We start from the raw sequence: 19,490 nt of genomic DNA, 5'->3' as shown, positions 1-19,490 counted from the left end.
ATAATGGCTATCGAAATCAAAGCCCCGTCATTCCCGGAATCGGTTGCCGATGGCACCGTTGCCACCTGGCACAAGAAACCAGGTGAGGCCGTCAAGCGTGACGACCTGATCGTTGACATCGAGACTGACAAGGTCGTGCTGGAAGTGCTGGCTGAGGCTGACGGCGTGCTGGGCGCAATCGTTGCCGAAGAAGGCGCTACCGTTCTGTCGAACCAGGTACTGGGTTCGATCGAAGAGGGCGGCGCTGCTGCTGCCGCTCCTGCCGCCGCCGCTGCACCGGCTGCTGCTTCGGCGCCTGCTGCCGCTCCGGCTGCTGGCGCTGAAGACCCAATCGCTGCACCGGCTGCCCGTCAGCTGGCTGACGAGAACGGCATCAACCTGGCGTCCATCAAGGGCACCGGCAAAGACGGCCGCGTGACCAAGGAAGACGTGGTTGCCGCTGTTGAAGCCAAGAAAAACGCTCCCGCTGCCGCACCTGCCAAGGCTGCTGCCCCGGCTGCCGCTGCACCTGTGTTCGCTGCCGGCGACCGCACCGAGAAGCGCGTTCCGATGACCCGCGTACGTGCCACCGTGGCCAAGCGCCTGGTTGAAGCACAGTCGAACATGGCGATGCTGACCACGTTCAACGAAGTCGACATGACTGAAGTCATGGCCCTGCGTTCGAAGTACAAGGACCTGTTCGAGAAGTCCCACAACGGCGTACGCCTGGGCTTCATGTCGTTCTTCGTGAAAGCGGCCACCGAAGCGCTGAAACGCTTCCCGGCGGTCAACGCTTCCATCGACGGCGGCGACATCGTTTACCATGGCTACGCAGACGTCGGCGTTGCCGTCTCCAGCGACCGTGGCCTGGTGGTACCGGTCCTGCGTAACGCCGAACTGATGAGCCTGGCTGAAATCGAAGGCGGCATCGCCGGCTTCGGCAAGAAAGCCCGTGACGGCAAGCTGACCATCGACGAGATGACCGGCGGTACCTTCACGATCACTAACGGTGGTACCTTCGGTTCGATGATGTCGACCCCGATCGTCAACCCGCCACAAGCCGCGATCCTGGGCATGCACAACATCATCCAGCGTCCGATGGCCATCAACGGCCAAGTCGTGATCCGCCCAATGATGTACCTGGCACTGTCTTACGATCACCGCCTGATCGATGGTAAAGAAGCCGTGACTTTCCTGGTGACCATCAAGAACCTGCTGGAAGACCCGGCTCGTCTGCTGCTGGACATCTAAAGACGCAGCGGCAAGTTGCGAGCTACAAGCTGTAGGAAAAAGCAGCTTGGCTTGCGGCTTGTCGCTTGAAGCTTGTCGCTGAATAGAGGAACTATTTTCATGTCGCAGAAATTTGACGTTGTAGTGATTGGTGCAGGTCCTGGCGGCTATGTTGCCGCCATCAAGGCCGCACAACTGGGCCTCTCGACTGCTTGCATCGAAAAATACACCGACAAGGAAGGCAAACTGGCACTGGGCGGTACTTGCCTGAACGTTGGTTGCATTCCCTCCAAGGCGCTGCTGGACAGCTCCTGGAAATTCCACGAAGCCCAAGACGGTTTCGCGATCCACGGTATCAACCATGCTGGCGTGACCATGGACGTACCAGCAATGGTCGGCCGTAAAGCCAACATCGTCAAAGGCCTGACCTCCGGCGTTGCCACCTTGTTCAAGGCCAACGGCGTCACTTCCCTGCAAGGCCACGGCAAGCTGCTGGCCGGCAAGAAAGTTGAAATCACCAAGCCAGACGGTTCGACCGAAATCATCGAAGCCGAAAACGTGATCCTGGCACCAGGCTCGCGTCCAATCGACATTCCACCGGCTCCGGTGGACCAGAACGTGATCGTCGATTCGACCGGCGCCCTGGAATTCCAAGCGGTACCTAAGCGTCTGGGCGTGATCGGCGCTGGCGTGATCGGCCTGGAACTGGGTTCGGTCTGGTCCCGCCTGGGTTCCGAAGTCACCGTGCTGGAAGCCCTGGACACGTTCCTGCTGGCTGCCGACACCGCCGTGTCCAAAGAAGCGCTGAAGACCCTGACCAAACAAGGTCTGGACATCAAGCTGGGCGCTCGCGTGACCGGTTCGAAAGTCAACGGTGAAGAAGTTGTCGTCAACTACACCGACAAGGATGGCGAAAAGACCATCACTTTCGACAAGCTGATCGTCGCCGTGGGTCGCCGTCCAGTGACCACCGACCTGCTGGCTTCGGACAGCGGCGTGAACATCGACGAGCGTGGCTTCATCCACGTTGACGATCACTGCGCTACCACCGTGCCTGGCGTCTACGCCATCGGCGACGTGGTTCGCGGCATGATGCTGGCGCACAAGGCGTCCGAAGAAGGCATCATGGTTGTAGAGCGCATCAAGGGCCACAAAACCCAGATGAACTACGACCTGATCCCGTCGGTTATCTACACCCACCCGGAAATTGCATGGGTCGGCAAGAACGAACAGCAGTTGAAAGCTGAAGGCGTTGAAGTTAACGTCGGCACCTTCCCGTTTGCCGCTTCTGGCCGTGCCATGGCAGCCAACGACACCGGTGGTTTTGTCAAAGTCATCGCTGATGCCAAGACTGACCGCGTATTGGGCGTCCACGTGATTGGCCCAAGCGCTGCAGAACTGGTTCAGCAAGGCGCAATCGGTATGGAATTCGGCACCAGTGCCGAAGACCTGGGCATGATGGTCTTCTCCCATCCGACCCTGTCCGAAGCGTTGCACGAAGCAGCATTGGCAGTGAATGGCGGCGCCATCCACATCGCCAACAAGAAGAAGCGTTAAGCGAGATAATAAGAAACCACGGCGGAGTTGCCCGTCGTGAGCCTTGCGCGCAAGACTCACCGCGGAATATCCGCTGGACGCAGTCTTGCGCAGCTTTACGGGCCTTGAGCCCCGCAAGCTGCGCAAGCAGCAGTCACAGGTGGCGCGGCACTCATAATGAGCGCAGCGCCGAATGCGCAGTACCTAACGAAGACGGTAAAAAGCATGAATCTTCACGAGTATCAGGGTAAGCAGCTGTTCGCTGAATACGGCCTGCCAGTTTCCAAGGGCTACGCAGTAGACACCCCGGAAGCAGCAGCAGAAGCTTGCGACAAAATCGGCGGCACTGAGTGGGTTGTCAAAGCCCAGGTCCACGCTGGTGGTCGCGGTAAAGCGGGCGGCGTTAAGCTGGTTCGCAGCAAAGAAGACGCCAAGGCCTTCGCACAGCAGTGGCTGGGCAAGCGTCTGGTGACTTACCAGACTGATGCCAATGGCCAGCCAGTCACCAAGATCCTGGTTGAATCGTGCACTGATATCGCTAAAGAGCTGTACCTGGGCGCTGTCGTTGACCGTTCGAGCCGTCGCATCGTGTTCATGGCTTCCACCGAAGGTGGCGTGGACATTGAAAAGATCGCCGAAGAAACCCCAGAAAAAATTCTGAAAGCCACTATCGATCCACTGGTTGGCGCTCAGCCATTCCAGGGTCGCGAGCTGGCTTTCCAGCTGGGCCTGGAAGGCAAGCAAGTTGCCCAGTTCGCCAAGATCTTCGTAGGTCTGGCCAAACTGTTCCAGGATCACGATCTGGCCCTGCTGGAAGTGAACCCGCTGGTGATCAAGGCTGACGGCGATCTGCATTGCCTCGACGCCAAGATCAACATCGACGCCAACGCCATGTACCGTCAGCCTAAGCTGAAGACTTTCCACGATCCGTCGCAAGACGATCCGCGCGAAGCGCACGCTGCCAAGTTCGAACTGAACTACGTAGCCCTGGAAGGTAACATCGGTTGCATGGTCAACGGTGCTGGCCTGGCCATGGGTACCATGGACATCGTCAACCTGCATGGCGGCAAACCAGCCAACTTCCTCGACGTGGGCGGTGGTGCTACCAAAGAACGCGTAACCGAAGCTTTCAAGATCATCCTGTCCGACTCCAACGTCGCTGCAGTACTGGTCAACATCTTCGGCGGCATCGTTCGTTGCGACATGATTGCCGAAGGCATCATCGGTGCAGTGAAAGAAGTGGGCGTTAAAATCCCGGTTGTTGTTCGCCTTGAAGGTAACAACGCTGAACTGGGCGCTAAAGTACTGGCAGAAAGCGGTTTGAACATCATCGCGGCTACCAGCCTGACCGACGCTGCTCAACAAGTTGTCAAAGCTGCGGAGGGCAAATAATGAGCGTCCTGATCAATAAAGACACCAAAGTTATCTGCCAGGGTATTACCGGTTCGCAAGGTAGTTTCCACACCCAGCAAGCCATCGAATACGGCACCAAGATGGTTGGCGGCGTAACGCCGGGCAAAGGCGGCACCGAGCACCTGGGCCTGCCTGTGTTCAACACCGTGAAAGACGCTGTAGCGGCCACTGGCGCCACCGCCAGCGTGATCTACGTTCCAGCTCCTTTCTGCAAGGACTCGATCCTGGAAGCGGCCTTCGGCGGCATCAAGCTGATCGTCTGCATCACCGAAGGCATTCCTACCCTGGACATGCTGGACGCTAAAGTTAAGTGCGACGAGCTGGGCGTAATCCTGATCGGCCCTAACTGCCCAGGCGTGATCACGCCAGGCGAATGCAAGATCGGCATCATGCCAGGTCACATTCACTTGCCAGGTAAAGTCGGTATCGTTTCCCGTTCCGGCACCCTGACCTACGAAGCTGTTAAGCAGACCACTGACGCCGGTTTCGGTCAGTCGACTTGCGTCGGCATCGGCGGTGACCCGATCCCAGGCTCCAACTTCATCGACATCCTGAAGTTGTTCCAGGAAGACCCGAAGACCGAAGCGATCGTGATGATCGGTGAGATCGGCGGTTCGGCTGAAGAAGAAGCGGCTGCCTACATCAAGGCACACGTGACCAAGCCGGTTGTTTCCTACATCGCTGGTGTGACTGCCCCTGCGGGCAAGCGCATGGGCCATGCGGGCGCAATCATCTCTGGCGGCAAGGGTACTGCAGACGAGAAGTTTGCTGCCCTGGAAGACGCAGGCGTTAAAACCGTGCGTTCGCTGGCAGACATCGGCAAGGCCTTGTCCGAGCTGACCGGTTGGGCTGTCAAGTAAGCCTCGCGCGTTACTGACGCTTCACCAGCAAAGGCCACCTTCGGGTGGCCTTTGTGCTTTCTGAGGTTTAATAAAGATCAAAATGTGGGAGGGGGCCCCCGATTGCAGTGGGTCAGTTAACAAATACAGTGACTGACACTTCGCCATCGGGGGCAAGCCCCCTCCCACATTTATCTGCATTGCCAGATTAAGTATGAAAATGCGACATAGAGATGTCGCTTATCGGACAGTGCGCCCCGCAACAGTGCGTTTGTCAGCCCAATTCTGTACCCTTGCCGCCTCTTTATGCGCCCGCATCCCAAAAGGAAGCCGCGCGCTAGACCGTTCGGCGCCCATAAGGGCCGGCAGTATTTCCCTCATCCACAGGGAATCCCCCTCTAAATTCCGATTCAGTAGTGTGGTATTTCCTCAAATGAAAGTGTTGAAAAGCCAGGACATCCTGGCGCTGGGCTTTATGACGTTTGCCCTGTTCGTGGGCGCCGGCAACATCATCTTCCCGCCTATCGTGGGTTTGCAGTCCGGGCCTCATGTCTGGATGGCAGCGCTGGGCTTCCTAATCACCGCAGTGGGTTTGCCGGTGGTCACGGTGATCGCCCTGGCCAAGGTCGGTGGCGGTATGGACGCGTTGAGCAGCCCCATCGGCAAGATCGCCGGTGGCCTGCTCGCGGCGGCGGCGTATCTGGCGGTAGGGCCGCTGTTCGCCACCCCGCGTACCGCGACCGTCTCCTTCGAAGTGGGCCTGGCGCCGCTGACCGGCGAAAGCCCGCTGGCGCTGTTCCTCTATAGCTCGGTGTACTTCCTGGTGGTGTTCTTTGTCTCCCTGTACCCAGGTCGTCTGTTGGACACTGTTGGCCGCTTCCTGGCGCCGCTGAAGATCATCGCGCTGGCCATCCTCGGTATCGCGGCGTTCGCCTTGCCGGCCGGTGACGTGGGCGTTGCTACCCCGGAATACGTGGCTGCGCCGTTCTCCCAGGGCTTTATCAATGGTTACCTGACCATGGACACCCTGGGCGCCCTGGTATTTGGCATCGTGATCGTCAATGCCATTCGCTCCCGTGGCGTCGAGTCGCCGAAGCTGATCACCCGCTACGCGATCATTGCCGGGCTGATTGCCGGTGTGGGACTGGCGCTGGTGTATATCAGCCTGTTCCGCCTCGGCTCGGGCAGCCATGCAGTCGCCTCGGGTGCGGCTAACGGTGCCGCCGTGTTGCATGCCTACGTGCAGCACACCTTCGGTTCCATGGGCAGCGGTTTCCTGGCGGTGTTGATCTCGCTCGCGTGCCTGGTTACCGCCGTGGGCCTCACCTGCGCTTGCGCTGAGTACTTCAGCAAAATCCTGCCGCTGTCCTACAAGACGCTGGTCGTGATCCTGGCTTTGTTCTCGCTGTTCGTGTCGAACCTGGGCCTGACCAAGCTGATTGCGTTCTCGATCCCGGTACTCACCGCGATCTACCCGCCGTGCATCGTGCTGGTGGCGCTGAGCTTCTGCAAAGACTTCTGGCAGGAGCAGGGCCGCATCGTTGGCCCGGTGATGCTGGTGTCGTTCATCTTCGGTTGCATCGACGCGCTCAAGGGCGCGGGTCTGGCGGGCTGGATGCCGTCGCAACTGGCGAACCTGCCGCTGAGCGAACAAGGCCTGGCGTGGTTGGTGCCGTCGGTGATGACGTTGGTTGTGGCGGTGGTGATTGACCGTATGCTCGGCAAGCGTAGCGAAGCGATCGCATAACCCACGTTCGCGCAGTACTGAAATGCCCCGTATCAATCGATACGGGGCATTTTTTATGGGCATCAGGCAGTGTCTTTTGGCCTGAGCTAGCGTCGAACAGGCTACAGAATCTAAACATTGGAATGCGGTCAGTGTGGGAGCGGGCTCCCACCTTCAGACCGTGTTCCGCCACCCGCCACTGTGTAACAGGACCCGCATGTCGTTCGTCGAAACCAATCAGATCCATCTGCTGGCCGCCCTCTGGTTCATCCTCTGCTGGGGCGGCTACACCCGCTACGCCACCTGGAAGGCCCGCGACACGGCCTGCCTGGCCAGTGTGCTGCACCTGTATCGCGAAGACTGGATGCGCCGCATGCTGCTGCGTGACAACCGCATCGCCGACGCCAGCGTGATCGGCAACCTGGAGCGCAACGCCTCGTTCTTCGCCTCCAGTACCTTGATCATCCTGGCCGGTATTCTCACCGTGCTGGGTGCCTCGGAACGCGCGGTGTCGCTGTTGGCCGACATTCCCATGGTGCAGCAGGCTTCCCAAGGCATGTCGGAGATCAAGCTGTTGTGCCTGGCGCTGGTGTTCGTCTATGCGTTCTTCACGTTCAGTTGGTGCATGCGCCAATACAACTTCGCGGCGGTGCTGGTCGGCTCGGCACCGATGATTGGTGAGCGGCATGTGTCGGAGCAGGAGCGCAAGGCGTTTGCACTGCGCGCGGCGCGGGTGATCTCCATGGCCGCCAACCAGTTCAACTTTGGCCTGCGCGCTTATTACTTCGGCATGACCATGCTGGCGTGGTTTGTCAGCCCTTGGTTATTCATGTTGATGAGCAGTGGGGTAGTGTTGGTACTGTACCGTCGGGAATTCCATTCCGACGTACTGCAAGTGATGGTGTATACACAGACGGATACGTCGCCGCCCGAGGCGGTGAAAGAGGCTGTTTAATTAACGCTTCAACTAAAAACAGCAGACAAAGAAAAGCCCGCTATTTAAGCGGGCTTTCTTTTTGCAGCGAAGCTATTTCAAGCCGCGGTCTCAAGAACCGGTGGCAGGCGTAGCAGGTGCTGCTTCTTTCGCGGCGGCTGCGTTCGATTCAGCCTGAGCTTTGGCAGCATCGGCGTTTTCTTTCGCAGCGTCGTTCACTTTATCCTGAGCTTTCGCCATATCTTTCTGAGCTTGCTCAGAATGCGCGGCGGCATCTTGGGCTTTGTCTTCGGATTTTTTATCGCAGGCAGCGAGACCGAGGGCAGCGGCCAACATCATGGAAATAGCTAAAGTCTTGCGCATGGGGTGTTTCTCCTTATTGAAGATATCTACTGGCCTTTCGAGCATGGCCGTTCAGCATTAGTTCCTTTTATTGCGCAGATATATAAACCACGGTCGCCAAGGAACTTTCACGCGTACCACCTGCACGGCATATCCCCACCCATAAGAGTCTGGAGCCCATGACCGAAAATCCTTTGTTAGAGCGTGCGAAGCGTTTTGTATCGGCCTTGCGCCACTGTCAGGTACTGGGTATTGCCGCTTATCAGGCCAGCGAGGAGGGCATCACGCTGGTGATGTCTTATGCGCTGCATTTGGTCGGTGACCCGCGGACCGGAGTGATCCATGGCGGCGCGCTGACCTCGCTGATGGACACCGCCTGCGGCATGGCCACCCTGTGTGTGTTGCCGGAGTTCGAGGTGTGCCCGACCCTGGACCTGCGCATCGACTACATGCATCCCGCCGAGCCGCGCAAGCCCGTCTACGGCTTTGCTCAATGCTACCGAGTGACTGCCGACGTGATTTTTACCCGTGGATTCGCCTATCAGGATGACCCGCAGCAACCCATTGCGCATGTGGTCGGTACCTTCATGCGCATGGGTAAGCGCCTCAAGGGCACACAAGGGTTGAGCAGCACGATCAAAGGAGAGCAGGCATGACGCACCGCTTCAAGACCCGTCTGGAACAAGCCCATGAGCGCGGCGACTACGCGGCGCTGCTCGAGCTGATTCCCTACGCCAAACTGATTGGCATCGAATGCACCCGGCTGGGGGATGAGCTGCTGTTTCGCCTGCCGGCCAACAAGGACAATATTGGTAACCCTATATTGCCGGCGCTGCACGGCGGGGTGATCGCGGGTTTTATGGAGCTGTCGGCGGCGCTGCACCTGCTGGTGCTTACTGGCACACCGGGTATCCCGAAAATCATCGATTTTTCCCTGGATTACCTGCGCGCCGGCCAATTTCGCGACACTTACGCCAAATGCCAGGTGTGGCGCCAAGGCCGACGGGTGGCCAATGTGGCGATTACCGCCTGGCAAAGCACGGCGGCGGAGCCCATCGCCACCGCCCGCGCGCATTTCAAGATCGAGGAACCAAGCCGCCCTTGAAATCCTGGTCTTAGCCCCCAACTTTGATGACAACCCGCCGCCAACCCTTCAGGGCGCGGCCACTGCCATCCAATTGGAGTTTGATGACCATGAGTGTGGAAACTCAAAAGGAAACCCTGGGCTTCCAGACCGAGGTGAAGCAACTGCTGCACCTCATGATCCATTCGCTGTATTCCAACAAGGAAATCTTCCTTCGCGAATTGATCTCGAACGCCTCTGACGCTGTCGACAAATTACGTTTCGAAGCCCTGTCCAAGCCTGAGTTGCTGGAAGGTGGCGCGGAACTGAAAATCCGTGTGAGCTTCGACAAAGACGCCAAGACCGTCACCCTCGAAGACAACGGCATCGGCATGAGCCGCGAAGACGCGATCACCCACCTGGGTACCATCGCCAAATCCGGCACCGCCGATTTCATGAAGAACCTGTCGGGCGACCAGAAAAAAGATTCGCACCTGATCGGCCAATTCGGCGTGGGCTTCTATTCGGCCTTTATCGTCGCTGACAAGGTTGAGGTATTCAGCCGCCGTGCCGGCCTCGACGCCAGCGAAGGCGTGCATTGGTCGTCCAAAGGCGAGGGCGAGTTCGAAATCGCCACCGTCGACAAGGCCGATCGGGGTACCCGTATCGTGCTGCACCTTAAAGACGGTGAAGACGAGTTCGCCGATGGCTGGCGCCTGCGCAACATCGTCAAGAAGTACTCCGACCACATCGCCCTGCCGATCGAACTGCCGAAAGAACAAGCGGCCGCCGAAGGCGAAGAGACGCCTGCCCAGGAATGGGAAGTGGTCAACCGTGCCAGCGCCCTGTGGACCCGTCCGCGTACCGAGATCAAGGACGAGGAATACCAGGAGTTCTACAAGCACATCGGTCATGACTACGAAAACCCGCTGAGCTGGAGCCACAACAAGGTCGAAGGCAAGCTGGAATACAGTTCGCTGCTCTATGTACCGGCCCGTGCTCCGTTCGACCTGTACCAGCGTGAAGCGCCAAAAGGCCTCAAGCTCTACGTACAACGCGTGTTCGTGATGGACCAGGCCGAATCCTTCCTGCCGCTGTACCTGCGCTTTATCAAAGGCGTCGTCGACTCCAACGATTTGTCGCTGAACGTGTCGAGGGAAATCCTGCAGAAAGACCCGATCATCGACTCCATGAAGTCGGCGCTGACCAAGCGCGTGCTCGACATGCTGGAAAAACTGGCGAAGAACGAGCCTGAGCAATACAAGGGCTTCTGGAAAAACTTCGGCCAAGTCATGAAAGAAGGCCCGGCGGAAGATTTTGCCAACAAGGAAAAAATCGCCGGCCTGCTGCGGTTTGCCTCCACCCAGGGTGACGATGGCGAGCAGGTGGTGTCCCTGGCCGAGTACCTGGCGCGCGCCAAGGAAGGTCAGGACAAGATCTACTACCTCACCGGCGAAACCTACGCACAGGTCAAGAACAGCCCGCACCTGGAAGTCTTCCGCAAGAAAGGCATCGAAGTGCTGCTGCTGACCGACCGTATCGATGAGTGGCTGATGAGCTATCTCAACGAATTCGACGGCAAGTCCTTCGTCGACGTGGCCCGTGGTGACCTGGACCTGGGCAACCTGGACTCCGAAGAAGAGAAGAAAGAAGCCGAAGAAGTCGCCAAGTCCAAAGAAGGCCTGGTCGAGCGGATCAAGGCGTCCCTGGGCGATGCCGTCAGCGAAGTGCGGGTTTCCCACCGCCTGACCGATTCCCCGGCGATTTTGGCCATCGGCGAGCAGGACCTGGGTATGCAGATGCGCCAGATCCTTGAAGCCAGCGGTCAGAAGGTGCCGGATTCCAAGCCGATCTTCGAATTCAACCCGGCTCACCCGCTGATCGAGAAACTCGACGGCGAGCAGAGCGAAGAGCGTTTTGGCGACCTGTCGCACATCCTCTTCGACCAGGCGGCCCTGGCCGCTGGTGACAGCCTCAAAGATCCGGCCGCGTATGTGCGCCGACTGAACAAGCTGTTGGTTGAACTGTCGGTTTAACAGCGTTGTAGAAAAACCCGCTTCGGCGGGTTTTTTCGTTCTACTGCACCTCAACTGGAGAAAATGATGAGCCAAGTCACTGTGCGTTCCGTGGTCTATCAGATTGATGGCCAGTCCTATGAAAGCCGCCTGGCGTTCGATGCCAGCCACAAGGGTCCGCTGCCGGGCCTGTTGATGGCGCCGAATTGGATGGGGGTGAGTGCGGGTGCCGAAGAGATCGCCAAGCGCGTGGCGAGCAACGGCTATGTGGTGTTGATCGCCGACCTGTACGGGCAGACTGTGCGTCCGTCGAACGGCGATGAGGCCGGTGCGGCGATGATGCCGTTGAAGGATGATCGCGCGTTGCTGAACAAGCGCATGCAGGCGGCCTTTGAGCAGCTGCAGGGCCAGACTGAGGCAGCGGTTGATACGTCCAAGCTGGCGACTTTTGGTTTCTGCTTCGGCGGTTGCTGCTCCCTGGAGCTGGCGCGTACCGGTGCACTGCTCAAGGCGGCCATCTCGTTCCACGGTACCCTCGACACGCCTAACCCGGCGGATGCGAAGAACATCAAGGGCTCAGTGCTGGTGCTGCACGGTGCCTCGGACCCCTTGGTGCCGAAAGAGCAACTGCCGGCGTTTGAAGATGAAATGAACGCGGCCGGTGTGGATTGGCAATTGCTGAGCTACGGCGGCGCGGTGCACTCCTTCACCGACCCGGATGCGAATGTGCCGGGCAAGATGATGTACGACGCGAAGACTGCTGAGCGGGCCTTCCGGTCGATGCATAACTTGTTGGATGAAGTGTTCAAGGGCTAAATCTCTAGCGCTTGTTCGGGCCTCATCGCAGGCAAGCCAGCTCCTACAGTTTGATTTGTGAACACAGTCGAAAGTGGGAGCTGGCTTGCCTGCGATAGCTACCTCACAGGCAACTCAATTCTTTCAGACTCACCCGGCACCGTCGGCCAATCCCCAGACGCCCAACGCTGCCTGGCCTGCTCGATCACCGCCGGGTCACTCGCGACAAAATTCCAATTGATCCGCCGTGGCCCATCCAGCGCCGCGCCGCCAATCAAGACCAGGTGACAATCGGTATCGGCAGACAACGTCATCTCCCGTTCGGCCGGCAACACCACCAAGCTGTGCACCTCTAGCGCCTCACCGTCCAACTGAGCCTCGCCCTCCAGCACATACACCGCACGTTCCTCATGCTCATCCGGGATCAGCAGCGTGGTGGCCGTTTGCATTTGCACCTCGGCATACAAGGTGGGCGAGAGCACCGGCACCGGCGATTTAAGGCAAAAACCGTCGCCCGCGATCAGGCGGATCTGCACGCCCAGGTTGTCGCTCACCGGCAGGCTCGCGGCCGGGTGATGACTGTAGTGGCCTGGCCCGGTCTCGTGGTCCTTGGGTGAGGCCAGCCACACTTGCAGCCCATGCAGGCTGAAACCATGGGTCCTGACCGCCTCGGGTGTACGCTCGACGTGGGCAATCGCGCTGCCGGCGGTCATCCAGCTGACGTCGCCCGCCTGCACCACCTGGTCCGAGCCCAAGCTGTCCTTGTGCTGCAATACCCCTTCGAACAGGTACGTCAGCGTGGACAGCCCAATATGCGGATGTTGGCGGATATTCATGCCATCGCCCGGTGCATAGCGGGTGAGCAGCATATGGTCGAAAAACACAAAAGGCCCGACGCTACGGCATTCCCGTGATGGCAGCGGGCGCAGGATCGGTTGGCCTTCGACGTCTTCGGCGCGAGGGCGAATCACGGTGAGGGTGTTCATGGTGCGTCCCAGTCTGAGCGGGTTGGAGAGTGCTGAGCATAACCCGCTCGACGGGAGGTTGCCGCTATTGGCTGAAGGCGCCTTCCGACAGTTGAGTGTCGATGCTGATTTCGGCAGTGGTCATCAGCTTGTGCACGGGGCAGCGGTCGGCCACGCGGTGCAGCTCATCGCGTTGCTCATCGGTGAGCACACCTTTAAGGGTCAGCTTGACGTTGAGTTTGTATTTGCCCTTCTGCTCCTCCGCGGCGTCGTGGGTGACCTCCACGGTGACACCGGTGAGCGGGATATCTTTTTTCTGGGCGTAGAGCTTGAGGGTCAGGGCCTTGCACGACGCCAGGGCGGCATCGAAGTAGTCATGGGGGGAGGGCGCCGAATCGTCACCGCCCAGGCTTTTGGGCAGGTCGGTAAACAACTCATGGTTGTTGATGTTGACGCTGTGGCGAAAGTTGTCCTGGTTCAGGGTGTTCACGGTAACAGGCATGGCAAACCTCACAGGGGGGGGGCAGGATGAAGGTCATGCAGTTATAGAGCATGCTGGCACTTCAGTGTTCCACGTTTTTTGGGGGATGAACCGCGGCACGCCGCGCAAGGTCTACCCGTATCAGCCCTTATCGAGGTTTTACCGTGCCCTGGACTCGCCTGACTCTTGCCCTGTTGCTCGCCGCCGGCAGCCTTGCCGCGCAGGCCCGCGACTATGCCTACAGCGACGCGCACCTGCATTACGTGGATTTCTTCCAGGAAACGGCGGGCATGGACAAGCTGCTCAAGGCCATGGCCGACAACCGCATCGAGCACGTGATGATTTCCGGCATTCCAGTGGCGAAGAAATGGCACGAAGACGAACCCAAGCGCCCACGCTATTACGCCGGTGACGACGCCGATGCCTACTGGTACAGCGCAACCGATGTGATCGTGGCCGCAGCGGTCAACAAACTGACCCCTGAGCAGCGCCAGCGTTTTCACCCGTTTCTGTCGGGCTTCAACCCCAACGACAAGAACTCCGATGCCCATATCCAGCGCATGCTCGACCTCAACCCTGGGCTGTGGCAGGGCATCGGCGAAGTTTTCACGCGCCATGATGACCTGACGGCTATCACTGCGGGCGACACCCCGCGCGCCAATAACGAAGCCATGACCCGCATCTACCACTTGGCGGCGGAGAACGACCTGCCGGTGATGCTGCACTCCAACATCACCTCCAAGCGCGAGCGCAACCCGCTGTACCTTGCGGAAGTGGAGGAGCCGCTGCGCAACCATCCCCACACCCGCTTCATCTGGGCGCATGCTGGCACCAGCAAGGAGATCCACCGCCATCAGGTGCGGATGGACTTTTTGTTGCCCACTTTGAGCCGCATGCTGGAGGCCTATCCGAACCTGTATATCGACCTGTCCTGGAGCATGCTCACGCCGTACTTGCTGGATGATGGGGGTCAGCCGCGCCCGGAGTGGGTAAAGCTGGTAGAGCGCTTTCCAGAGCGCTTCATGCTGGGCTCTGACGTAGTAGGGCGCTTCAACAAGCTGGGTAAGGAAATGCGCCGCTTTGACCCTTTTCTGGATGCCTTGCCCGAGGACGTTGCGCAAAAAGTCGCGCGGGACAACTTCTTGGCCATCCTGCCTAAAGCGGCGCGCGAGGGTGTGGCACGTTGATATCGCGTTTTGGTCTTGCGCAAAAGCGCATTAACCTTGCGCCTGTAGGTCAATCGTGCCCCCAGGCGTTGGCGCAGAACGAACAGAAACTCACCGACATCAACACGCATAAAAAAGCCCCGAACCAGTCGGGGCTTTTCATGTGATCAACCTGCGGGGTTTATTTACCCTGCCAGCGTTTCAGCACCAAGGTAGCGTTAGTGCCACCAAAGCCGAAGCTGTTGCTCATCACGGTGTCGATTTTTGCGTTTTCAACGGTTTTGGTCAGGATCGGCATATCAGCCACAACCGGATCAATCTCGTCGATGTTGGCCGAACCGGCCATGAAGTTGCCTTCCATCATCAGCAGGCAGTAGATCGCTTCGTGAACGCCAGCGGCGCCCAGGGAGTGACCGGACAGGCTCTTGGTGGAGCTGATGGCCGGAGCCTTGTCGCCGAACACCGCACGCACGCCTTCCATTTCCTTGGCATCGCCGACCGGAGTCGAGGTGCCGTGGGTGTTCAGGTAGTCGATTGGGGTGTCCACGGTGGACATGGCCATCTGCATGCAACGGATGGCGCCTTCACCGCTTGGGGCAACCATGTCGTAGCCATCGGAGGTCGCGCCGTAGCCGACGATTTCCGCGTAGATCTTGGCACCACGGGCCAGAGCGTGTTCCAGCTCCTCGACGACCACCATGCCGCCACCGCCGGCGATGACGAAACCGTCACGCTTGGCGTCGTAGGCGCGGGAGGCTTTTTCCGGGGTTTCGTTGTATTGGGTAGACAGTGCGCCCATGGCGTCGAACAGGAACGACTGGCTCCAATGCTCTTCTTCACCGCCGCCGGCGAACACGATGTCCTGCTTGCCCAGCTGGATCTGCTCAACGGCAGTCCCGATGCAGTGAGCACTGGTGGCGCACGCGGAGGAGATCGAGTAGTTCACGCCCTTGATTGCAAACGGCGTGGCCAGGCAGGCGGAAACGGTGCTGCCCATGGTCCGCGTTACACGGTACGGGCCAACGCGCTTCACGCCTTTTTCGCGCAGGATGTCCAGCGCTTCCATCTGGTTCAGGGTGGATGCGCCGCCGGAACCGGCGATGAGGCCGGTGCGTACGTTCGATACCTGGTCTTCGCTCAGGCCGGAGTCGGCGATTGCGTCTTTCATCGCCAGGTAGGCGTAGGCGGCAGCGTGGCCGACGAAGCGATAGATCTTGCGATCGATCAGCTCTTCGAGGGGCAGGTCGATGGAGCCGGAAACCTGGCTACGCAGACCCATTTCGGCATATTCCGGGTTGAAGCGGATGCCAGGGCGACTTGCACGCAGGTTAGCGGTGACGGTCTCTTTGTCATTGCCCAGGCAAGAAACGATGCCCAGACCAGTGATAACGACGCGGCGCATGCGGATAACCCTTAAAAGTTGTCAGTGGAAGTGAATACGCCGACCCGAAGGCCTTCGGCAGTATAGATCTCGCGACCGTCGACGCTCACCGAACCATCGGCGATGGCCAGGTTCAGCTTGCCCTTGAGGACGCGCTTGATTTGAATGTTATAGGTGACTTTCTTGGCGGTCGGCAGGACCTGGCCAAAGAACTTCACTTCGCCCGAACCCAGGGCGCGGCCGCGGCCCGGCAGGCCTTGCCAGCCGAGGAAGAAACCGACCAGCTGCCACATGGCGTCAAGGCCCAGGCAGCCTGGCATCACAGGGTCGCCTTCGAAATGGCAAGCGAAGAACCACAGGTCCGGGGTGATATCCAGCTCGGCGACCAATTCACCTTTGCCGTACTTGCCACCCTCTTCACTGATATGGGTGATGCGATCCACCATCAGCATGTTGGGGGCGGGCAGTTGCGCGTTACCTGGGCCGAACAGCTCACCGCGACTGCAGCGCAGCAGGTCTTCCCGAGTAAAGGCGTTTTGTTTGGTCATGCGAGCTCCTCAATAATCCCATGCGGCAGGGTAGGGCAAATCTTCCCGAACCGAATGAAGCGTTCATGCCTCATGTCGGCAGCCTACACATAGACTATTGCGTTGTAGTGAAAGTCACAGCGGCAAGGTACTGAATGTACACTTGTTCACTGAAATTTTAAACCGGGCCTGTTTATGGGCCCGTTCGGGTGCCTAAGACTGCCGCACTTTCGTCTTTCACGCCAGTCGGAGTTGGCTGATGGCGCGGCGCTATTGCACCCAGCGCTGTAGGATTTGCTGCAAATCCGTGCGTTTGAACGGCTTGGCCAGGTAATCGTTCATTCCCGCCGCCAGACAGGCTTCGCGGTCACCCTGCAAGGCGTTGGCCGTCAGGGCGATGATGGGCAGGTCGGCGCAACCCGGCAGCTGACGAATCTGTCGGGTGGCCTCGTAACCATCGATCAACGGCAGCCGGCAATCCATCAGGATCGCCGTGAAAATCAGGCTCTCGGCGCTGCGGATCGCCTCGGCACCGTCGGTGGCCAGGCTCACTTCAAAGCCCAGGCTGCGCAGCATGGCTTCGACCACCGTACGGTTGACGGGGTTGTCTTCCACCAGCAGCACATGGCGGCCATTGCCGGCACTGGCTTTGCCATCGGTATCGGCAGCGACGGCGGGGACGCTGTGCTGGTCGATGGCCAGGGGGATTTCCAGGGTGAACACCGAGCCGCGGCTTTCCTCGCTTTGAGCGCGCAGCGTGCCGCCCATGCGTTCAGCCAGGGTACGGGCGATGGGCAGGCCCAGCCCGGTGCCGCCGTAACGTCTTGAAATGGAACTGTCGGCCTGCTGGAACGCATCGAACATCAATTCCAGGCGGTCGGCGGAAATCCCGATGCCGCTGTCACGCACGGTGCAGGTGAACCACACCAGGTCATGGTCGAGGGTTTGCCAATGCGGCTCGACGCTGACGCTGCCGTTCTCGGTGAACTTCAATGCATTGCCGATCAGGTTCACCAGGATCTGGCGGATCCGCGTCGGGTCACCCTGCACCCGCAAGGCGTCCATTCCTTGCGGAATCGACAGCTGCAGCGCCAGCCCACGCTGCTGGGCGCTGTGCTGGAACGCCTGGGCGCAGCTGTTGATCAGGTCTGCCAGGTTGAACGGAATATGCTCCAGTTCCAGCGCGGCGCGCTCGATACGCGAGAAGTCGAGGATGTCGTTGATGACCTTGAGCAAGTGTTCGGTGGATTCGGAGGCGAGCGCCGCGTATTCGCTCTGCTCCTCGGTCATCTCGGTGGTTTCCATTAACTGCAACATGCCGAGCACGCCGTTCATGGGCGTGCGCAGCTCATGACTCATCATCGCCAGGAAATCCGACTTGGCGTTGTTGGCGCGCTCGGCCTCTTCGCGGGTCTGGATCAGCTGGGCCATGGCCTGTTGCTGCTCGCGACTGGCCTGGTTGAGGCCTTCGGCGAGGTTGTTGATATGCCGCGACAGGTCGCCCAGCTCCGAGTCATCCACGATGGGCAGTGGCGTCTTGTAGTCGCCCTGCTGGATGGCCTTGACCGCGTTGCCCATGGCACTGATCGGCTGTGACAGGCTGGCGGCCAGGCGCCGGGCGAGCAGGAAGGTGAACAACAGGGCGAACAGCGCCAGGATGCCGGCCTTGAACAGGATCTCCTGCTGACGCTGGCTGAACGCATCGTTGGACATGCCGACGATCACCCGGCCCAGGTAGTCCGCACGCGGTGCCTTGGATTCGTTGAGGTTGTCCTGGAAAAAGTCATTGCCCAATTGGATGTGTTGCAGGCGGATCGGTGCCTGGAAGACTTTTACCGACAGCGAGCGGTCGTGCTTTTCCGACGGTTGTTCGACATACACCAGGATGTTTTCGCTGCTGTCTTGGATCTCCAGGAAGCGCACATGGGGCGTGGCCAATGTGGCGCGCAACAGGCTGTCGAGCACATCGTTGTTGCCGGATATCACCCCGTACTCGGTGGCGGGCGCCAGTTGGTTGGCGATCAGTTGGCCGGTGTGGTCCAGTTCCTGGCGCAGGTCCTGGATACGCACGAAGGTGAAGAAGCTGATCAACAGCAACGTCAGCAACAGCGCCGGTCCCAGGGTGATGAGCTGGGTGCGGGTGTTGATGTCCCAACGACGACGCAAGGTCATGGGCGTTTTTCTCCTTCGGCCAATCGCAGGGCGACGTTGGCTTCGTCTACCTGTTCGATCCCCAATGAGCGCGCAACCTGCGGGTTGCCCACGACTTTGAAATGTTCCGGGTACAGCGAGTGCGGCCAGTTCGTCGGCGCAAGGTCCAGCAGGCGGTCGAGTACCGCCAGCCAGTCGGTCTGGTCGCTGTAGGTGCTGGCCAGGCTGCCTGCGCGTACAAATCCGGCATTCGGCCCCACCAGCGGCAATTGCTGGGCGTAGCTGCTCAGCAGCAGGTTCTTCGCGGTTTTCGGGTTGTACAGCTGCGGGTCATCGAGGCCGAGCAGCACGTCACTGTTCCTGAACAAGGTTTGCAGTGGCCGGCTGTCGCTGGTGTTGTCCCAGCGCTGCGGCACGATCTCCAGGCCGAGGGGCTTGGCGTGCTGGCGCAGTTCGGGCAGGAGGAATTCACTGTCGGCACTGTAGAGCACGCCGATGCGCCGCGCTTGGGGCAGGATGGCGGCGATCAGCCGCAGTTGGCGCTCCTGCGCAGGGTCGCTCCACAATAGGCTGATGCGTGGGTGCTGCGTTGTGCCCAGGCGTTGGTGCGCCTGCAGCCGACTGATGCGCAGTACCAGGGTCGGCGGGCCCTGGGTGTCTTGCAGGCGCCAGTCGAGACCGGGCAGGTCCAGCAGGATCAAGCGCGTGCTGGCCGGCAGGCGGCTGGGCGCTGGCAAGTCGTTGAGGGGCGTGAAGGTGACGTGGTCTTCGGGGCGTTGCTGGGCCAGGGCCTGGGCAAAAGCCTGCACGCCTGCGCCGTCTTCGGCGGCGGTCAGCAGGATGTCGGCGCTCCAGGCCGGCGCGGCCCATAGCAGGCAGGCCAGCAGCACAGCGCGGCGCCAGAGCGAAGTGATAAATAAGCAGGTCATCCGTGACGAGTCGCCCAT

The 19,490-nt window shown here is 59.7% G+C and carries 18 protein-coding genes; 11 read left to right on the top strand and 7 right to left on the bottom strand.

Going from position 1 to position 19,490, the window contains the following annotated elements:
- Positions 1 to 3: 3 nt before the first annotated feature.
- From odhB to K7431_RS12250, 6 genes are all read left to right on the top strand, one after another.
- A complete protein-coding gene (gene odhB / locus K7431_RS12275; protein ID WP_012723090.1) occupies positions 4 to 1,230 on the top strand; it encodes a 2-oxoglutarate dehydrogenase complex dihydrolipoyllysine-residue succinyltransferase in 1,227 nt (408 codons plus the stop codon).
- A gap of 99 nt (positions 1,231 to 1,329) precedes the next feature.
- Positions 1,330 to 2,766, top strand: coding sequence for a dihydrolipoyl dehydrogenase (lpdA, locus tag K7431_RS12270; RefSeq protein WP_012723091.1), 1,437 nt, complete (start codon positions 1,330 to 1,332; stop codon positions 2,764 to 2,766).
- Positions 2,767 to 2,970: 204 nt separating this feature from the next.
- Complete coding sequence (gene sucC / locus K7431_RS12265; protein ID WP_003210567.1) at positions 2,971 to 4,137, top strand: ADP-forming succinate--CoA ligase subunit beta; 1,167 nt, start codon at positions 2,971 to 2,973, stop codon at positions 4,135 to 4,137.
- Positions 4,137 to 5,018 carry a succinate--CoA ligase subunit alpha gene (gene sucD, locus K7431_RS12260; RefSeq protein WP_012723092.1) on the top strand — a complete coding sequence of 294 codons (882 nt, stop codon included), beginning with the start codon at positions 4,137 to 4,139 and terminating at the stop codon, positions 5,016 to 5,018. Before sucC ends, sucD begins: the two co-directional genes overlap by 1 nt.
- Before the next feature lie 412 nt (positions 5,019 to 5,430).
- Complete coding sequence (brnQ, locus tag K7431_RS12255; RefSeq protein ID WP_012723093.1) at positions 5,431 to 6,744, top strand: branched-chain amino acid transport system II carrier protein; 1,314 nt, start codon at positions 5,431 to 5,433, stop codon at positions 6,742 to 6,744.
- A 196-nt stretch (positions 6,745 to 6,940) separates the two neighbouring features.
- Complete coding sequence (locus tag K7431_RS12250; protein WP_012723094.1) at positions 6,941 to 7,678, top strand: DUF599 domain-containing protein; 738 nt, start codon at positions 6,941 to 6,943, stop codon at positions 7,676 to 7,678.
- A 90-nt stretch (positions 7,679 to 7,768) separates the two neighbouring features.
- On the opposite strand, the gene K7431_RS12245 is transcribed toward K7431_RS12250, so the two are convergent.
- The gene (locus K7431_RS12245) at positions 7,769 to 8,020 is read right to left on the bottom strand and encodes a hypothetical protein (RefSeq protein WP_012723095.1); all 252 of its coding nucleotides are present in this window, start codon (positions 8,018 to 8,020) and stop codon (positions 7,769 to 7,771) included.
- Between the two features lie 158 nt (positions 8,021 to 8,178).
- On the opposite strand from K7431_RS12245, the gene K7431_RS12240 reads away from it, so the two are divergent.
- From K7431_RS12240 to K7431_RS12225, 4 genes are all read left to right on the top strand, one after another.
- Positions 8,179 to 8,655 carry a PaaI family thioesterase gene (locus tag K7431_RS12240; protein ID WP_012723096.1) on the top strand — a complete coding sequence of 159 codons (477 nt, stop codon included), beginning with the start codon at positions 8,179 to 8,181 and terminating at the stop codon, positions 8,653 to 8,655.
- Positions 8,652 to 9,104 carry a PaaI family thioesterase gene (locus K7431_RS12235; RefSeq protein WP_012723097.1) on the top strand — a complete coding sequence of 151 codons (453 nt, stop codon included), beginning with the start codon at positions 8,652 to 8,654 and terminating at the stop codon, positions 9,102 to 9,104. Before K7431_RS12240 ends, K7431_RS12235 begins: the two co-directional genes overlap by 4 nt.
- An 89-nt stretch (positions 9,105 to 9,193) precedes the next feature.
- Positions 9,194 to 11,098 carry a molecular chaperone HtpG gene (htpG, locus tag K7431_RS12230; protein ID WP_043205029.1) on the top strand — a complete coding sequence of 635 codons (1,905 nt, stop codon included), beginning with the start codon at positions 9,194 to 9,196 and terminating at the stop codon, positions 11,096 to 11,098.
- Between the two features lie 66 nt (positions 11,099 to 11,164).
- Positions 11,165 to 11,893 carry a dienelactone hydrolase family protein gene (locus K7431_RS12225; RefSeq protein WP_043205031.1) on the top strand — a complete coding sequence of 243 codons (729 nt, stop codon included), beginning with the start codon at positions 11,165 to 11,167 and terminating at the stop codon, positions 11,891 to 11,893.
- Between the two features lie 98 nt (positions 11,894 to 11,991).
- Here the strand turns inward: K7431_RS12225 and K7431_RS12220 are convergent, their stop codons facing one another.
- Both K7431_RS12220 and K7431_RS12215 read right to left on the bottom strand, forming a co-directional pair.
- Positions 11,992 to 12,858: a pirin family protein gene (locus K7431_RS12220; RefSeq protein ID WP_012723100.1), complete on the bottom strand. Its 867-nt coding sequence runs from the start codon at positions 12,856 to 12,858 to the stop codon at positions 11,992 to 11,994.
- A gap of 64 nt (positions 12,859 to 12,922) precedes the next feature.
- Positions 12,923 to 13,339, bottom strand: coding sequence for an OsmC family protein (locus tag K7431_RS12215; protein WP_012723101.1), 417 nt, complete (start codon positions 13,337 to 13,339; stop codon positions 12,923 to 12,925).
- A 143-nt stretch (positions 13,340 to 13,482) separates the two neighbouring features.
- On the opposite strand from K7431_RS12215, the gene K7431_RS12210 reads away from it, so the two are divergent.
- Positions 13,483 to 14,505 carry an amidohydrolase family protein gene (locus K7431_RS12210; protein WP_012723102.1) on the top strand — a complete coding sequence of 341 codons (1,023 nt, stop codon included), beginning with the start codon at positions 13,483 to 13,485 and terminating at the stop codon, positions 14,503 to 14,505.
- 160 nt (positions 14,506 to 14,665) lie between these two features.
- Here the strand turns inward: K7431_RS12210 and fabB are convergent, their stop codons facing one another.
- The 4 genes from fabB to K7431_RS12190 all read right to left on the bottom strand — a co-directional run bounded on the left by fabB (position 14,666) and on the right by K7431_RS12190 (position 19,490).
- The gene (gene fabB / locus K7431_RS12205) at positions 14,666 to 15,886 is read right to left on the bottom strand and encodes a beta-ketoacyl-ACP synthase I (protein ID WP_012723103.1); all 1,221 of its coding nucleotides are present in this window, start codon (positions 15,884 to 15,886) and stop codon (positions 14,666 to 14,668) included.
- An 11-nt stretch (positions 15,887 to 15,897) separates the two neighbouring features.
- A complete protein-coding gene (fabA, locus tag K7431_RS12200; RefSeq protein WP_010211704.1) occupies positions 15,898 to 16,413 on the bottom strand; it encodes a 3-hydroxyacyl-[acyl-carrier-protein] dehydratase FabA in 516 nt (171 codons plus the stop codon).
- Positions 16,414 to 16,662: 249 nt separating this feature from the next.
- On the bottom strand, positions 16,663 to 18,564 hold the full coding sequence (locus K7431_RS12195; protein WP_012723104.1) for an ATP-binding protein: 1,902 nt from the start codon (positions 18,562 to 18,564) through the stop codon (positions 16,663 to 16,665).
- A complete protein-coding gene (locus tag K7431_RS12190) occupies positions 18,561 to 19,490 on the bottom strand; it encodes an ABC transporter substrate-binding protein (protein ID WP_043205034.1) in 930 nt (309 codons plus the stop codon). The genes K7431_RS12195 and K7431_RS12190 overlap by 4 nt, the downstream gene beginning before the upstream one ends.

This window comes from Pseudomonas fluorescens group sp. (genome assembly GCF_020093335.1).
GTDB lineage: Bacteria > Pseudomonadota > Gammaproteobacteria > Pseudomonadales > Pseudomonadaceae > Aquipseudomonas > Aquipseudomonas petroselini.
Note: the sequence above shows the minus strand (reverse complement) of the source record. Positions and strands in the feature narration are given on the sequence as shown.

Excerpts from the sequence above, each read along its gene's own strand:
- odhB (WP_012723090.1), top strand. The coding sequence starts at position 4 with ATGGCTATCGAAATCAAAGCCCCGTCATTCCCGGAATCGGTTGCCGAT.
- lpdA (WP_012723091.1), top strand. The coding sequence starts at position 1,330 with ATGTCGCAGAAATTTGACGTTGTAGTGATTGGTGCAGGTCCTGGCGGC.
- sucC (WP_003210567.1), top strand. The coding sequence starts at position 2,971 with ATGAATCTTCACGAGTATCAGGGTAAGCAGCTGTTCGCTGAATACGGC.
- sucD (WP_012723092.1), top strand. The coding sequence starts at position 4,137 with ATGAGCGTCCTGATCAATAAAGACACCAAAGTTATCTGCCAGGGTATT.
- brnQ (WP_012723093.1), top strand. The coding sequence starts at position 5,431 with ATGAAAGTGTTGAAAAGCCAGGACATCCTGGCGCTGGGCTTTATGACG.
- K7431_RS12250 (WP_012723094.1), top strand. The coding sequence starts at position 6,941 with ATGTCGTTCGTCGAAACCAATCAGATCCATCTGCTGGCCGCCCTCTGG.
- K7431_RS12245 (WP_012723095.1), bottom strand. The coding sequence starts at position 8,020 with ATGCGCAAGACTTTAGCTATTTCCATGATGTTGGCCGCTGCCCTCGGT.
- K7431_RS12240 (WP_012723096.1), top strand. The coding sequence starts at position 8,179 with ATGACCGAAAATCCTTTGTTAGAGCGTGCGAAGCGTTTTGTATCGGCC.
- K7431_RS12235 (WP_012723097.1), top strand. The coding sequence starts at position 8,652 with ATGACGCACCGCTTCAAGACCCGTCTGGAACAAGCCCATGAGCGCGGC.
- htpG (WP_043205029.1), top strand. The coding sequence starts at position 9,194 with ATGAGTGTGGAAACTCAAAAGGAAACCCTGGGCTTCCAGACCGAGGTG.
- K7431_RS12225 (WP_043205031.1), top strand. The coding sequence starts at position 11,165 with ATGAGCCAAGTCACTGTGCGTTCCGTGGTCTATCAGATTGATGGCCAG.
- K7431_RS12220 (WP_012723100.1), bottom strand. The coding sequence starts at position 12,858 with ATGAACACCCTCACCGTGATTCGCCCTCGCGCCGAAGACGTCGAAGGC.
- K7431_RS12215 (WP_012723101.1), bottom strand. The coding sequence starts at position 13,339 with ATGCCTGTTACCGTGAACACCCTGAACCAGGACAACTTTCGCCACAGC.
- fabB (WP_012723103.1), bottom strand. The coding sequence starts at position 15,886 with ATGCGCCGCGTCGTTATCACTGGTCTGGGCATCGTTTCTTGCCTGGGC.
- fabA (WP_010211704.1), bottom strand. The coding sequence starts at position 16,413 with ATGACCAAACAAAACGCCTTTACTCGGGAAGACCTGCTGCGCTGCAGT.
- K7431_RS12195 (WP_012723104.1), bottom strand. The coding sequence starts at position 18,564 with ATGACCTTGCGTCGTCGTTGGGACATCAACACCCGCACCCAGCTCATC.
- K7431_RS12190 (WP_043205034.1), bottom strand. The coding sequence starts at position 19,490 with ATGGGCGACTCGTCACGGATGACCTGCTTATTTATCACTTCGCTCTGG.